The sequence below is a fragment of the uncultured Vagococcus sp. genome (assembly GCF_963518325.1).
Taxonomy (GTDB): domain Bacteria; phylum Bacillota; class Bacilli; order Lactobacillales; family Vagococcaceae; genus Vagococcus_D.
The window spans coordinates 90,019-106,942 of sequence record NZ_CAUQJB010000008.1; the positions used below are offsets into that span (position 1 = coordinate 90,019).

General features: G+C 32.8%; 8 protein-coding genes. 2 read left to right on the top strand and 6 right to left on the bottom strand.

From position 1 onward, the window contains the following. Positions 1 to 2: 2 nt before the first annotated feature. The 5 genes from RWN13_RS09170 to RWN13_RS09190 form a co-directional block, all read right to left on the bottom strand. Positions 3 to 3,659 carry a helicase-related protein gene (locus tag RWN13_RS09170; protein WP_314062486.1) on the bottom strand — a complete coding sequence of 1,219 codons (3,657 nt, stop codon included), beginning with the start codon at positions 3,657 to 3,659 and terminating at the stop codon, positions 3 to 5. A gap of 3 nt (positions 3,660 to 3,662) precedes the next feature. Beyond that, positions 3,663 to 6,251 (bottom strand): DrmE family protein, encoded by a 2,589-nt coding sequence (locus RWN13_RS09175; protein ID WP_314062489.1) that lies wholly within the window; start codon positions 6,249 to 6,251, stop codon positions 3,663 to 3,665. A 160-nt stretch (positions 6,252 to 6,411) separates the two neighbouring features. Further along, complete coding sequence (locus RWN13_RS09180) at positions 6,412 to 7,521, bottom strand: DNA cytosine methyltransferase (RefSeq protein WP_314062492.1); 1,110 nt, start codon at positions 7,519 to 7,521, stop codon at positions 6,412 to 6,414. Positions 7,522 to 7,629: 108 nt separating this feature from the next. Beyond that, positions 7,630 to 9,504, bottom strand: a complete 1,875-nt coding sequence (locus RWN13_RS09185; RefSeq protein WP_314062495.1) for an ATP-binding protein — start codon at positions 9,502 to 9,504, stop codon at positions 7,630 to 7,632. A gap of 34 nt (positions 9,505 to 9,538) precedes the next feature. Then, positions 9,539 to 10,627, bottom strand: coding sequence for an HNH endonuclease (locus RWN13_RS09190; RefSeq protein ID WP_314062497.1), 1,089 nt, complete (start codon positions 10,625 to 10,627; stop codon positions 9,539 to 9,541). 453 nt (positions 10,628 to 11,080) lie between these two features. On the opposite strand from RWN13_RS09190, the gene RWN13_RS09195 reads away from it, so the two are divergent. Then, positions 11,081 to 13,654: a hypothetical protein gene (locus tag RWN13_RS09195; RefSeq protein ID WP_314062500.1), complete on the top strand. Its 2,574-nt coding sequence runs from the start codon at positions 11,081 to 11,083 to the stop codon at positions 13,652 to 13,654. Continuing rightward, complete coding sequence (locus tag RWN13_RS09200; protein ID WP_314062503.1) at positions 13,647 to 16,217, top strand: hypothetical protein; 2,571 nt, start codon at positions 13,647 to 13,649, stop codon at positions 16,215 to 16,217. Before RWN13_RS09195 ends, RWN13_RS09200 begins: the two co-directional genes overlap by 8 nt. Positions 16,218 to 16,676: 459 nt before the next feature. Here the strand turns inward: RWN13_RS09200 and RWN13_RS09205 are convergent, their stop codons facing one another. Next, positions 16,677 to 16,844, bottom strand: coding sequence for a hypothetical protein (locus RWN13_RS09205; protein ID WP_314062505.1), 168 nt, complete (start codon positions 16,842 to 16,844; stop codon positions 16,677 to 16,679). Between the last annotated feature and the right edge of the window lie 80 nt (positions 16,845 to 16,924).

Below are 16,924 nucleotides of genomic sequence, written 5' to 3' on the forward strand. Positions count from 1 at the left end.
TCTTATCTCTCCTTCCAGATTAAAATATTACTTGCTACCATACTATCAACATTTCTCAATGAAGTCATGGTATCTCTAGCATTTAGATCACTCCGATTTGAATTGAAAGTTTTCAACAGTCTTCTCTGGTCACTTGAAGTCTTTTTCATCATATACTTCTTACCATAATGTAAAGTGCTAGAATCTTTTTCTTCTAGCAAGTTACTCCAATCATTAATAAAATTTTGTATTTCCTCAATGATTTCTTCACTGCTCGGTACCAGGTGATCATTTAGCCTTCCCATTATTTCCTTATCCCTTGTCACAATAAAGTTTTGAATTCCCAAAATTTCATTTAAAAATTCTTTTTTATCAAAATTTTGCGCATCCTCTTCCCCTTCTAACTTCTCACTAATTTGACGTAAAATTGAAACTACAACTGCATGCAGAGCTCGCTCTCTTGCAGGTTTTGAGAACGGTGTGACTCCAGTCGGTTCAACGAATTGATAAAAAGATTCATGATATGATTTAAACTGTTCATAGTGTGACCTATCTCGACTTTTAGTACCATCATATTGAACAAAAACAACGCCTGGATACTCTCTGCCAACTCGACTAGTAGCTTGAATATATTCACTTGTAAGCTTAGGTTGTCCAACAAGCAACATCATATTCAACCTAGCTACATCTATTCCAACTGAAATCATATTAGTTGCTAATAGAACATTAGATGCATAAATTTTATTGTCAATATTCTTTTTAGAATACTGAACTTTTTCAAGCTTATCTAGAGTAGTAGTTAACTGGGTTGTTGAGATTCTACTTGTTAATTCATCTGGTGTTCCTAATAATCTTAACCGGTCAAGATTGTTATTTCTCGATGCTATCCTTCTTATAAAATCTCGAACATCATCGCCAAGTAATGTCGATGCTTTCCCTAGATCTCTAAGGCTATTGAAGTACACTGTTAGTGTCCAAAACTTATCAATAACTTTATCATCTACTTCTAGTGTTTTTACATTCTGCAATAATGTTGATAACATTCTAACTTCCATCATTGCTTTAGTTTTACCTGATGGCAACACGCCTAAATATACACGCCCAAAATTATTTTTATCATAAGATATAACAGATTCTTTTGCAAAAAAAGAATCTGATGAATTCAGTCCTGGTGCTGGAAATTGAGTAACTTCTCGGTTATATAATGATGCACACTGTTCTTTAGCTCTACTTATAGTGGCTGTCGAAGCTACTATTTTAAAGATGTTACTTTTCTTTCTACAAATTGCTTCAATTGCAGTTTCATATAATCCTACCATTGTTCCTAAAGGTCCAGAGATTAAATGTAATTCATCCTGAATAATTAGTTCTGGACATCGATTATTGTTGTGACTTGCAAAAAAATTACCTACTTTACTTTCCCAAGGTAACATCGCAAATTTATCAACTGTACCAAAAAGTAAAGTGGGAGGATTTTTATACAACTCTTCATCAATAATTTGAATGGGTAATTTTTGATTAAAGCTACATGCCTCTTGTGGACAAGAAAGATAGAAATTCTTTCCTTGCCTCATTTTATACCCCCATTGACCAACTTCTATGTTTTCTTTTATCCCCTTAGTCATTTTAGTACCACACCAGGGGCATTTCAGTATGTGGAATTTATTATGCCATTCTATTCTAGTGTATAGATCCCCCTTTGATTTATCACAAAGTTTATCTAACTCTTCTTTGGCTTTTTGGTTGGTATTAGGTATATGTTGACTCCCTATCCATAATCCAATACTGACGCTCTCTTCACCTAACCTATACTTTCTAAAATTAGTTTTTCTATTTTTAGTTTCCATTCTTATTAACTCACAAGCGCAAATAAGGGTAGCGGCACGGGTAAATTGTTGAGAGGCTAGTAATCTCAAGGTATATCTCATAATAACCGTACTCCCATTTGATTGATCAAAATGAGCTAATCGTCTATAGAATATAGTAAAAGCAGTCAAGCCAAGATATGCTTCGGTCTTCCCTCCTCCGGTTGGAAACCAAATAAGATCAACTAGTTCTCGTTCTTTGCAATCATCTTCCGTTATTGAGCGAATACTCATCAAAATAAAGGCAAGTTGAAATGGTCTCCAGTAAAATTCATCTACTCCATCTATATAATTTATTAGATTTAAAGAATTAGTAAGTTCTTTGTCATCTGGATACCTGTCTTTGTCTGAATGTTTTTTTTGAAATTCAAGCTGATATCGTTGCATATGCATGGCTCTATTAGCAAGCTCAAAAGAATACCAGGCATCTTCATTTTCTCTCAATATATCCAAACCATCGCTCATCCTTATATATGATAGACGGCAATTTTTAATGTTTTTATCTCCTACATTTTGAAAATTTTTAGGCAAACTTGGTAAAGTCTTTTCTAAATCAATAATCCAATTACTATAAGAATCAATAAACTTTTTTAGAATCCCAATCTTATTTTCTTTAGATTCTGAGTTTAAATCTGATAAATATTTCATTGAAAGTGATTTTTTATCCAGCTGTGCTTCTTTTGGTAATTCAAAATCCATGTTGGGGACTTCAATTTCTGGGACAAACTCACTTTCGACTTTTCCTTCACCATTCTCATCAATGCACCAATTTAAAGATGTACCTAAGCCAGATCCATATTTTTTTTTGTCTCTATAGAGCATTGCTAAACTTAACTCATCTTCGCTTAATTCTTCAAATTTAAGGTAACTCGACCTCTCTGCAAATTGAAAATTATTATTTTTCGAATTCACAATTATCTTAGATTGGAAAATACAATTCTCTCCATTAGGTTTTCCTATCTCTTCATTAACAAGCATTATCGTTAATGAAAACAAATCAGGTTGTACCTCCCTTCTCAGTGCAGTTACTTTCGCCTTTACAGTACTTTCAACCCCATTATTATCAATGTAGTTCTCTTTAGTAAAATCAAGTTTAACTGCTTCAATATGTGGAATTCTCTTGTAACTTCGCTTAATTTGGTTAGCTAATTTATACAAACAGTGGAGCAGATCATACTCGTCAGTTGCAATTTGTCCCTGCTGTTTTAAATAACTAATATCTTTTGATGTGAATTGTTTGATACATTTTATACAGTTATCTTTTTCATCAAAATAAACTATACTTTCAATGCATTTCGGAACTTTATAATTCTCTGGGTTTTCAGGGTTAAAAATCACACGGCAGTCTTCCATTTTTGCTTTAACATATGTTGCAAAATGAAGATCAATATTGATTATTTTTTCAGGACTGGTTATAAAGAAACTAATTCCCATAGATGAAGGTAAATTCTGATTTGATAATCCAACTTCATCATCAAGATTTTCTTCACTATCAAAATCCATATTACTTCTCCTCGTTATCTCCTTCTTACCTACTCCTTGCTCCATATTCATATCTGCTGTCAAACTTTCCTCTATTTCATCGAGAGCCAACTTTCCTTCAATACTAGCGTCAAAAATCTCATCATTTTCCGCAGCTATAATATTATCTTGTGGGAATAATACACCTGCTGAATATCTTTGTTCTGGTGAGCTAGTGATAACTTCTCTTTCTCTATCTGTTATATCTCGCTCAGAACCTGGCCCTATAATTTCCTCTTTCAGTTGTTTAATTAGTTCTTCCCTTGTTGATAACAACTCTGACGTACTCAACATGCCTTATCCTCCTATATCCACAGGTCTATTTATCATATTCAGTGGTACTGATTGACTAATTTTTCGTATATCTGTTATTTCAAGAATTAATGCCAAATCTTTAATCTGTGAGGAAACTATCTTTGAAATAATATCTTCATTTGACTCGTCACCAATGCCTTTCAAAATGGAGTTTCCTATTTTTTTCAAAATACCTCTTCTAAGTTTCCTTATATTATCACAAGCAATTTTAAACAGTTCATAATTAACAAGCATATCGCTATCCTTAGTTAGATTAGCTATCTTTTTATATACTTCCAGTTCGTTAGGTCCAACAATATGTTGTGAATCATCAATCCATGATCGTATAGTGACCTTATCTTTTATGTTATCTAGCTTAAATGCAATTTCTTTATAAGTTAAATTATTCTCATCACGATATTTTTTCAATACTTCTTTCCACTTAAGAGACCTGAAATAATCCACCTTCAATTTTTCATCTATTTCCTCATTTTTTATTAATAGCTCTAAAACTGAGCTAACTATATCTTGCGTTTCACTATTATTCTGTGTGAATACAACAGTATCTCCGATCTCTAAATCAGACGCATTTTTAATAGTTACTTTTTTTTCTAGCACATCTAAAACATAAGCTTTATAATGTTTAGATACAAACATTGCCTCATCAGAGAAATAAATAATTTTGTTTGATATAATATGCTTATCTGATGACTCTTTAAATTCATTAGAAATAAACTTCTCAAATTTACCGTTGTTTATTTCCAAAATCATTTCGTCTAACTCTTTTATTGTTTCCAACTCAGAACAAGAGCCCTTCTCAACATTTTGAATTATCTCCAAAAAATCAATTTCTTTTTCATCAGCTTCAGCTTCTGGTAAATAGCTAAATAAATAATTCTCTTTATTTATCATATTTTTCTTCATACTATCAAAAATAGATTCTTCATTAGCATATAATAATACCTTAATAACTTTTGAAGTGGAACATCTAAATATATTAAATCTTTTTCCTTCATATATTCCAAGTACTATTACTTCATCATACATAATACTATTATCATACGTATTAGCTGTACAAATACGAACGTTCTTAGTCTTAAGTACATTACCTAAAACTAATTTATCTTCAATTATAGTTTTATAATACGCTTTAGGAACTACAATACAAGCTCTTTTTTCTTGCCAATTGATACTAATGCTTTCTAGCGCTTTCATTTTGAGTGAACTATCGTAAAGCTCCAAATATAAACTCTCTAATTTCCCAACAATTGTTGTTATTATTTCTAAAATATCACTTGAAATGCGCCATTTAATGCCTCTAAGCTTACCAAGTTTGTCTGATATAGATTCAATAGTTATATGTTTATCAGCAATCGCCTGTTCCACTGCTCCTAATGGAAACGCTGCTGTTGTATATAATTTTAACAATGAATATGACGTCATAATAAAATAGTCTAAATCATCATCTGGTATTTTTTTTCTTTTCAAATATACTAAATCCTGTTTAATTTCTCTTGTTAAATCTCCAAAAATCCCCTCTTGTATCACTATTGGAATTATTTTTTTTCTAACAATTATATCAATTTGTTGTTGAAGTTCTTGCGTTACCTCATTTACTTCAACAATTTGAGTGTGTTGTGGTTTTATTTCTCTTTTGGCAGAAGTAAATAAGCTAGTATCATTATATTCCGAAATAAGTTCGTGAATATTGCTAAGATACATTTCACAAAACGTGTACACAAATCTTAATGATTTCCGTCCAATCAACTCATAGAGCTCAGTTCCTCCCGATAGCAATCTAAATGAATCTAAGAAAATGATTCCAATTTCTTTCGCTTCACTAGTTTCAAATACTAAATCTCTTACAAGTGAGACTCGATTTGTTATCCTAACCTCAGGTTCCAATCTACCAGGGTTTCCTCGATAAGGATATTCTTTTTTTTCAGAAAAAAAAGAGATGTTGACCAAATCGAAAAGGCTTACACTTCCCTCTTTAAAGAATAGTTTCACGTTATTGATAATATCATCAGCTTTTTCTTTTTCCATCATTACAATCGTATATTTATCAGAACTACTCTGAATGTCCTCTTTTTTTAACCCTAAAGCATATTGAATAAAGCTTTCTCTCTTAGAATAATTCTTATTTATGCCTTTACCATCTAAACAGATTGCATCTCCATAATACGGCTCAATTCTATTCCAATTCTCTTTTTTTAGAGAATTCAGCATTTTGCCATTATCGGGTTGAGATAACTCAATGATTTCCATTTCATCGTCATAACGATGAAATTTATATCTCTGTTTCTTAGTACGGCCATATAAAACTATAGTATCATCTTTCAAATCCTCTAAAATATCTTCATTCTTCCGTTCAGAAAAAGCAAAACTGCTGACTACAGCAAGTAACATTCCAAGGATATCAAAACAAATTGATGGTGGCCTAATAATAATCCCTACATTATGCGATTTCTCGTCAATTGTGTTCGAAAAAAACTCAAAACACTCTTGTAATATATGCTCTTTCGATACAATATTCCCTTTATACTCAATCTCACACTTCAATAACAGGTTTACTAACATTTGTTTTACCACTTCAGACCTCCTATCATTTTTGAAAAATAAATAGGCTAGAGCAATACTCTAACCTATTTAAAAGAATCCAAAAATTGAAAATTAGAACATCATTCTGAGTTTCAATTTTTTGTAACTAGCACAACACCTAACTTAGCATTTTTTAATATACCATATAAATCTAACTACTAACACCGTTAATTATTTTATTAACTTTCACAAAATATTTACCACTTGCTTCAGCAAGTTTTACAGGCACGGCATTCCCTATCTGTAAGGCTATCTCACCATTCGTTCCTTCAAATATAAAATCATCATCAAACGACTGTATCCTGGCAGCCTCTCTAGCGCTGATAGCTCTATCATCTCTAGGATGACCAAACCGACCTTTAGTATATGACATGCATCCCCCCGTCATTGTTGGTGCAGGTTTTAACAAATCAATGATTCCATAAACGTCGCCATGTCCATTCTTATCCTTATGACATTTCAGAACCATATGTTCTGGCAAGCAAGATCTACTTCCTCCGTGTGCTCTAATATAGCGTATTTTTTTTCTATTAACATCCGAGAGGCCATTAGCAAAATGATTGTAGACGCCTGGTCCTTCATACTTTTCACCAGCTTTAAGCTCAGGCAAGTTAAACACATCTTGAGTCGTCCTCCATAGAGGCAATCCCAGCGGATTTTCCTCTATGCTCGGATTTATATTTGTTTGCTTCGGTAGTTCAATATCAATGCCTTTTTCTACCATTTTTTTATGAATATCATTTCTAATGCCATGTAAAACTAAGCGTTTTCTCGTTTGAGGTACGCCATAATCTGCAGCATTTAGTATATTATACTCTGTTTGATAACCTAAATCGTCTAGTTGTTTTAGCACTTCGGCAAAGATATTTTTCCCTTTTCCTCTAGCCATCCCAGAAACATTTTCCATTAAGAGATACTCTGGTTTCAATTCTGAAACCAGTCTAACAAACTGAAATACTAGTTGATTACGTATATCACTTGCTGTGCCATTACCTATCGAAGAAAAACCTTGACAGGGTGGGCATGCCACAAGAAGAAGGTCTTCATTCATTTTACGTTCTACTTTGTTCAATATCTCTTTTCCCGTTACCTCTTGGATATCCTTTTCGATTATGTGGGCATTCAAGTTCCTACCGTATGTCTTAACGGCTGTTTTATTTATTTCTATTGCTACTTTAACTTCAATTCCAGCATTAACCAAGCCAGCACTTGTTCCGCCTGAGCCGCTAAATAAATCAACAGCCACAATTTTTTTCTTCATTGGTTGTCACCATCCATGTAAAATAAGTACAATTACCTATGATAATATTATCATAGATTACAGACACAATAAAGATCTATCTGCCATCATACTTTTAGACTTAATAAATTATTCCATAATTTTATCTAATACATCATAAAGCTCCTTGAATAATGGTGACTTTTTATCAATTCTCGCCAAAACTCGACGTTGATAATTAAGAATGTCATCACTAGATGGAATAGCCTGCAACTCCTCATTTGCAGCTTCTTCAAAGAAGTCTTTCCCATTTGATGATTCAGCCTTTACCTCTTCTCCTATAGATTCAAGTAAAAATAATTCAGGTGTCTCATTAGGTAAGAAAAAGACATTTTTTTCCCAGTATCGTAAAAAAGCTCGTTGTTTTTCTATTTTCTCTACTTGATTTGAAGTTCCTCTACTTCCTGAAACACTTATTTTAATATCACAATGTGTGATCTCCTTCAAAATTTTCCCAAGATTATTATTCTCTGACTCCGGTAATCTGTTTTCAATTAATTTACCTATCTCTTCATCACACCAGTCTAATTTAACACCTCCAGAATCCTCATCAAACTTCTTTTCAAAAGGGTAGTGGTTTTGATCTCCATCAAGAAGATAAAAAGTATTCTCTTCTTTTTCTAAACTACTTTGGCAGATTCCTCGTGTAATTATCGCTTCTGCACCTCCTAAAAGAGCTTTAACTGTAATAGTATCTCTCCACCTATCTTTGTATTTATTTATTAACGCTTTTTCCACAACATGCTTTGCTAATTGGTCCTCTACAAAAATACTTTTCGGAGTTTCAATAAATTGACCTATTTCGTAAAACGCTTCTTGATAAGTCACATTTTCCTGAATATCAACTTTTTTGTCCGCTCCGGTACTTAGAAGCTTAATCGCTTCCTTTGGTAGGCCACGGATTAGTCCTGGCGAATGAGTAGAAACAACCATTTGATGTTGATTAATTAATACTTCTTCTAAAAAAAATAACTTTAATCTCTCAATTGCATTCGGATGCAATGATATTTCAGGTTCATCTACCAAAATTAGTGATCTTGGTTTTGCCTGCATTACATCGTTAACTAGTAAAATAAGTCTAGATTCTCCACTACCAGCGAAAGCCTCTGAATAAGATAGATTATTTTTTTTCATCCAAATAGTTTTGGATGGTTTCCCAAATTGCCCCTTTGTATATAAAGCATGAGTAATGACCCTTATATCTGAGTAATCTTCGCCCATAATCTCACTGATTTTTTCACATACTTTTCCATCAAGTCGCTCATTCGATATTACTTGCGGTTTATTATAATAATTAAAATTTATTTCACCAGTAGATATTATTTCTGAAAGGTATTTAGAGCGACCTCTAAGAAAATCTTGCTTCGTTTTAATATTGCTTGTTTTCTTAAAGTTCGAATGATAAAAAAACAAATCAAACGCAGATAAATACTCTTTACAATCTGAGTAAACTACATCTTTTTCAATTAATTCCCATCTCGTTGTATTTGATTGATTAGGAGTGTTTAATAATTCTTTTTTTGTGGGTATATGCATATTATATTGAGCCTGTGGCCTAGATGTTTCCCAATAATCCACAGTTTCACTTTTTTTATTTACTCGTGTCTTCAAAGCTTCTACATCTCTATTAGCCCCCGAATGTTTGTATCTGTAGATATAACAACTTGGTCTTTCACCTTCAGTACCATCAATTTGATCCACTTTAGTGTTAAACCAATACTCCCCTACATTTTTCCCTTTGGGACAGCCGTATATTGCTTGAAGAATGGAAGTTTTGTTGGTTCCATTTCCCCCAACCAAAAATGTTAGTGGAAAGTCGAAACTAATACACTCTCCGTGCCGGATCATTTTATAGTTAGGGAATCTAATGCCTCTAATAAAGGGCTCATATAACTTTTTATCACTTTTACTAAACTTCGCTAATATTTGATCACATAATCTCTTTACATCACTCTTCTTATTCAAAAACCTAACCCCATTCAATTATTAATTAATCGATTTAACAGTAACTTGACAAAATTTCTTCAATTAATACAGGTAATCCACATTTTTTCAATCTAAAAATTCTTTCGTTAAATAAGATTTCGACCATTTTACTCACTTCATCAACCTCACCATGATGAATATACCTGTGACAATTTGGACACAATGCAACAATATTTGCCTCCACATCTAAACTCGCATCTTTAAAATCTCCTTGCCTGTTTATAGGTATCAGATGGTGAGCTTCTACATAGTTTCTACCAGTTTTTTTTGAAGTAAAAGTTTTGTGACTTGAAGATATCTCACACGAAAAATTAGCAATTTGAAGTGCCTTAATTGCTTTTTTAGGATTTCGCCTATAAGTGCTATAAACTCGATCATCCAACTCTGGTACCTTTTCAGATTTATCAATATGACGCGATGAATCATAATCAATTAATTCTTCTTTCAATAAATGTTCAACATCAATATTCAACTGTTCATCTAAACGTTGCTCTCTAAGTTCATCTAAATAATTTAAGTATTTGATATAATGATTCAGAGGAGCTGTATACATTCGATTTCCAACTTGGTCGATTTCTCTAATCTCATTAAGTCTTTTTATTTCTTCTATCAGATCAGTATTTCTAATTTTAAAAATTTTATTGTAAAAATGATTATTCTCAACCAGTGTTTTGTCCACAACTCTAATTGCACTTATATATTTTTTTATTGTAATTGGGCTAACTTTTCTATTCTGCTGAATCCATCCCACAAATCCCTTCTCAAAATTAATTTGAGACTCATCCATATATTTTATTAATGCAAATAAGTACGAAGTATTATGGTTATTAGTATCTCTTTTCCTTGCTTCTCTATCTCCTGCCATCCATTTTTCATAGACGCTGGCTACCTCAATAAATTGTTTTTCAGTAATTTTATTACTGTTTGTCATTGTGGAACTAGGTTCATGATACTTAGCCCTTGCTAACCACACATCTTTTCCATCTGATTGAGCTTCAAACCAAACACCTTCACGAGCATTACTTGGAATTGTCAGTAATTCTATTGGGTGATTCGCTAATTCTTCTAGAATCTGTCTCCACAAAATTTTTTTTTCCAACACTAATCAATCATCCTTAGCTAATAATATTCTACTACTACTCACTTAACATTCTTACATACCTGTTAACTGCGTCTAATTATTTGATATCCATACTCACATAATTAACTACTTTATATTTAATAGATAATTATCTTTAAAACTAATTATAACCTACTTCTGTATAAAACAACATAAGTATTCATATTTGAAAATAAGACAAAGTATCGCTTGCTGTACTGAACTATTTTACTAAGTTTTATTTAAATACGCTAACATTCACTTCACTAAGATAATAGAAAAAAATGAAACAACATTTAAGGAAAATCATAATTGTGTCAGTTGAAGTAATTTATAGTAGTGACTATAATCACTTAATAAACAACACATTATCATATAATAATAATATAACTATCTATATTAACAAGATTGACTTATAATTTAAAGTGATTTATCAAATACAAACGAGGTGTACTCATGAAAAAAACTTATTTCCAAGATTTACAAATTAACTGGAGCAAAGCATCAAAAGAATACATATATGATAACTTTATTAGTAAAGAAAAATTAGAAAACAGTGACTATCTTTATAAAGAACAAATGAATGATCTATTGAGTTGGTTAGAAATTTATATTAATCAAACACCTACAAATACTAATATCAACAATATTTTCAGTATTATAGGTGGTCGGGGAACAGGCAAGAGCTCATTCATCCGATCTGCCACAAAAATAATTGATGAAAAAAAATTTACTGATGTTTCTTCTATAACAAATAACCAAAGCATATATAAGCTAGATCCCATTGATCCCACTGTATTTACAAGTTCTCTCAATATACTAGAACTATTTATCGCTACGTTAAAAAGTAAGATTGACAATACCAATGGTAAAAGTAAAGACAATGATCACTTTAAAAAAATTACAAAATTCAATAAAACCGTCACTGATATTATCGAGGTCCTGAAAAACATACGCATCAATAAGTCTTCCTTTGCAGAAAAGAGCTCCGGCATTGAAGTTTTAGATAACATTCAAAATCAGCAATCCTTTTTCAGTAAAATTTCTGAGTTAATCGAATCTTTTCTCACGATAATAAATAAAGACCGGGGTAACGATTACAAGTACCTTTGTCTGTCCATCGATGACCTTGATTTAGTACCTAACCAATTTACGCACGAAACACTACAATTAATTATTAAATTTCTAAAAAATCAAACTAATCTTATTTTGCTAATCGCCTATCGTAAAGAACAACTTGTCGATTCGGTTTTAGCTAACTTACTTTTAGAAAATAAAGAATTACTAGATAGAAAAGAAATTGATACAACTGAACTTCGAGATCAAGCCGTTAACTTTATTGATAAAGGGTTACCATTACCTCAGCAAGTTGTGCTTGAGTTTAAACTACAAACAAGGATTAGTGATATTTTGTCACCATTTATCGAACCCTACAATAATGAAAGTGAAACTATCTTTTCAGGCTTTCTAAATAGCGACAATGAGCCTTTGACGATTAGGCAATTTATTCAAAAGTCCATTATGGAGCAAACTAGGATACAGATCGAACCTATTGAATCTTTAGAACAAACCCAATACACAAACCCGCGTAATTTGAGAGCGGCCATCCAATTTCTAGAATTCATTCATAAATTAGCTAATTATCAAATATCGATCAATTCTAATGATGATAGGCTTAAATCTTTGGGTTTATTATCTCTCAATTTGAATCGATATCGCCAATACCTTTTAAATGGTTTTAGAGAAAACTTGTCAAAGGACAACTTTGAGATTATTTTAGATTGGAGGTCCCAAGATTACCAAGCTAGAAATAGATCTTTGTGTAACAATATGCTAAATTCAATACAAAGTGCATCCCCCAATAGTCTCAATGACTACTATATTAATATTTTAAACAAACAACCTTATAATGTTTCGCTAGGAGATGTATTTGCTGTTTTGGATCTTTATACTCGAGAGAATAAGCACTCTGATGCTAAATTATTTTTTATTTATGCTTTAAAAATGCTCTATTCAATAGAACTTTTGAGCTTGTTAGTTCATTCGCTAATAGATAGAACGGATAACCTCCATCTTGAAGGATATTTTTCACTCACTAAAGGAAAAATTATTCCCGATGGTTATTATTATAATGATTCCTTTACATCCGGAAACGCGCAGATACTACTAGCCCAAACTATCAAAGACTTGTACGAACCTATCAACGCCCCACTAAATAAATTACTTTACAGCAGTCTCTCAGCTTCTGGGAATATAAGAGTCCAAGGAAAACAATCTTTGGACGATTTTGGTAGAGGATTCAGCTATCAATTTAGGGAGTTTTATGCCAATTATGAATTTGTAAAAGGAAATCATTACCTGATTGATCCTTTTGCGCAATTAAGTAGCCAGTTCTATGTTCAACATAAATTAGACCTTGCTCTCAAGGAGAACCAAAATAATTACTTATTCTACTCCATGTTCGACTTAGACTTCTTTATTCGAAAAAACTATTCACGTAGAAGTTCAACTGGCCGTCCCGCGATCATTTATTCACTTAAACGTGTAAACGATTGTTTCACGGGTAGCTTGTCTACCGCTAACGAAATAGACATGCGTACTAAAATGGTTATGCCTTTATTTGAAGCTGACACATCTAAAGAGTTTTATAAGTATAATCCAATATTCACGGAAAACGAAATTGCAACCCTTGCTAACGAAATAGTACCTCCAGAATCAATAAGCTCCATCAAAGACTTATCTCTTGAGGAAATAGATACCCTTATTGCCTTGGGGAATGATTCATTAAAATATGACTACGTTAAACCTAAAAGAGAATTTGCTAAACAGTATTTCCAAAAGATGAGTGAATGGCCTAAAAACATGCATCCTGAGCAAAAAGAAAGAATGGACAACTTCATCAGCAAACCTAGGTCTCAAGGTTTTGATGAGCTAAATGATAATTTGAAACTGATGACCGAGACTCTCAATGGTCATCGCTCAAATTTACTTAGCAACAATCTAATCGATAGTGAGAAAACTCATGACTAGGCCAAAGGATCTTTTTAATGACATTGATCGTTTGCTAAGAGTCATCTATCGGGAGCTCTGCTTCGACTACTTTCAATCCCATCATTTTATTCCTGATGACCCTTATTGGATAGAATTATTTGATCTATCCAACACTCAGTTTCGTAGTCGAATTATTGGTAAATACATTCAGATTTATCCTGGTAATTACCACACGGATGACTTAGAGAATTTAATCACCTCTCTTGAGGGGCTTCTTAGTCAACGATATAGTCATTCAAATTCTCTTTACTTAATTTTTTTAACTGCTCACCATTTATTCAAAGTAGATAGAGATAATTTGTACGTTGAATTTAATGACCTAATTGAATGGGATGGTTTTAGAAATAAATTAGACCCAAAGCTTTTTGTCTCAGCCTATAATGTAGGGTGTTCTAAAATATCTCACCCTACTTCTATAACTAGTATTGTGGGGCACGATAACAAACAACTGTATGATATTTTACGCCGTCATTCTATTTCAGAAAATCACATGCATTTAAAAGCATCAGGTTATACAGATGAAATCAATTGGTACTCTTTTTTACAATTAAGTTTCAACGACACGACTCGTTTCGCTGATTTCATTTCTAGGGATGAAGTTTTTAAAGAAATTGAAAAGACAAAACAGAATCAAGAGAATCTGATCCAATTTATTATCAAAGTAAGATTACTACGGATTATTCTTATGTTATACGTCCTTGATGACGATGGGGCTTCAGTAGATAATAATGAATTGAAGTCAACCATCACACAGTCCTTTAGCTTGTTACTACGCTCTCATGATGTTTTAAACACATTGGATAGTTTAGGGATCTTGAAAGACACCATAGCTTTGGAAATGGCACAGACCAGCTATTGGAAAGGACAGTTCAAGGGACTAGACTTAACCAAATACGCTGCCTTTGAAACTAACTTTTATCAACAGGTTATGACTTATATTTACGAGAAAAATGCTCACTCTGATTTCATTACCATTGTTTTTAACCTTTATATTGCAGGCATCACTCAATTAAAATTTCAGTTTTTACAAGATAATCTAGGAATGGGATTTACTAAATTCAAAGAGAAAGAAGAACTTAAATCCATCTTTATTAAAGATAAATCCGATGAAAAAAAAGCAGTCATTAGCAGTGTTTTTCATAAATATTATCGCGAAAAATACATTAATAACATTGAAATTCGAGTAACACCTGAACAGACACCGAACGATTACATCGAATTTATTCAGGATATTAATAACATCAATCATAAAGAGTACCATAAAGCGAAGCGAGAACTAAAAAAGCTAGGGCATTCTATCAACAAAATTAATTACGGTGTGATTATCCATTTTATTAAACCACTAAAGTCTGGTATTCATTCCATGGTTGAAGATCAGGCAATCAAGCGAAAGAAATTAGAAAAAGATGCGACAGTTTTGCTTAACACTTTAGATGTCATCAAAAAATACAGCGATAAGCCTAATAATAAGGGATATCTAAGTGATCAGGTAGCTCATAAAATTGTCGGCATCGATACCGCTAATTACGAGAAAGATAACCGCCCGGAACTCTTTGGAACCATCTATCGAAAAATGCGTGATGGAAGCCCCGAAGGCTATGTTCTAAAGGCGACTTATCACGTAGGTGAAGAATTCCCCACCCTTTCAAACGGATTGCGTGCAATCGACGAAGTCCTGACATTTCTAGATTATCGGGCAAATGATCGCCTTGGTCATGCCCTTGCTCTAGGAAGTCATGTTGAAAACTATTATCACACTAAACGGCAAAATATTTTTTGTTCTATTGGCGATTACTTAGATGATCTTGTTTGGATGTATTCTATCCTTGTTGAATCTGATCAAAGTAACGCTCTCCTACTTTTTTTGCGAGATGAATTCGAAGCGAACAAGCTTGAATTATTTAATCCCATCATGCCACAAAATGAAATACCTGATTTTGAGACCTATCTTCATGCCTATTTTTTACGAGGAGACTCTCCAGAACTGCATTATGAACTAATGGATCAATCAGCTGAAAGTTATGAGGGATTTTGCCAGAGATACACTTATCGACTTAATTCAAGATTTATTAACCACAGGCGTGCCTTTTTAGATAAAGGCGCACGAGACCTTTTCTTGCGATATTCATTTGATAAAGATTATCGTGAGAACGCTGAACGCCCATTTCACACAGAAACAAGCGAGCGATTCATTTGCTGTGTTAAACGTGTCCAACGTTTGTTACAAGAAAAAATACTACGAATGACAGTATATATTGAAGCGAATCCCTCTTCAAATAAGAAAATTTCCTACGTCCAAAAATACTCAGAACTACCGGCCATGAATTTAAGTGGCCCCCTATTCGGAGAAAAAGATTCCTTGGAGCTTCCAATTTCGATTAATACTGATGACAGTACCATTTTTTCTACTAACCTAGTTAACGAGTACTCCATGCTAGCTGCTTCTCTTATACGCGAGGGCTATCAACCAGATGATGTCTATCATTACATTGAGAAACTCGCCATTGCCTCAAATATTCACTCCTTTGTTCAGCGGTATTGATATCTACCCGTACTTGAGATGACATGAATAAGCTCACATTAATTTTTCAAAATAATGTGAGCTTTTTATTTTTATGTTAACTATTAACGTCACTTTCACAATTGTTGAGCAATCTTCTGAATTTTCAAGGCAAGATCATCCTCTACTCTATATTTTTCCACTACAAGTTTTTCAAAAGTCTAATGTTTGAAAATCGAGTTGTCTTTAAAAAAGCTTTCTTCACAATACACTTGCAATCTATCTACCTCTAAAATGACATACTTTTCTACTAAGTGGGCATAATCTAAATACAAGCCACTAGCAATCATAAAACTAACATCTAAAACCTTATTTCTAACAATTCGTACAAGAACATAGCTGAATTTATTAGAGTAATTAAAAGGTTTTAGTATTTTCTCCAGGACTGTTTCACAGATAGAAAATACTCAGAAATCTGAATACAATTAATTTAATTGTATTCTATTTCTTCATCAAGATAGCTCTAAAATGAACATACCACAGTATCTGCAAACCAACCAAATTTCGACCGAGTGATAATTTTATAATCGTTGATTTATCGTCGATAAAAATCAGCGTAATCATCTCCAACAATTTTAACTTTGCCGATGTCACTTGTTGAAATTCCATAATAAGAACCTCCAAGCATTCCCTCACTTGACGTAGTTTGGTATGTTACTAATCCAAATATATGTTCATAACAAGGATTT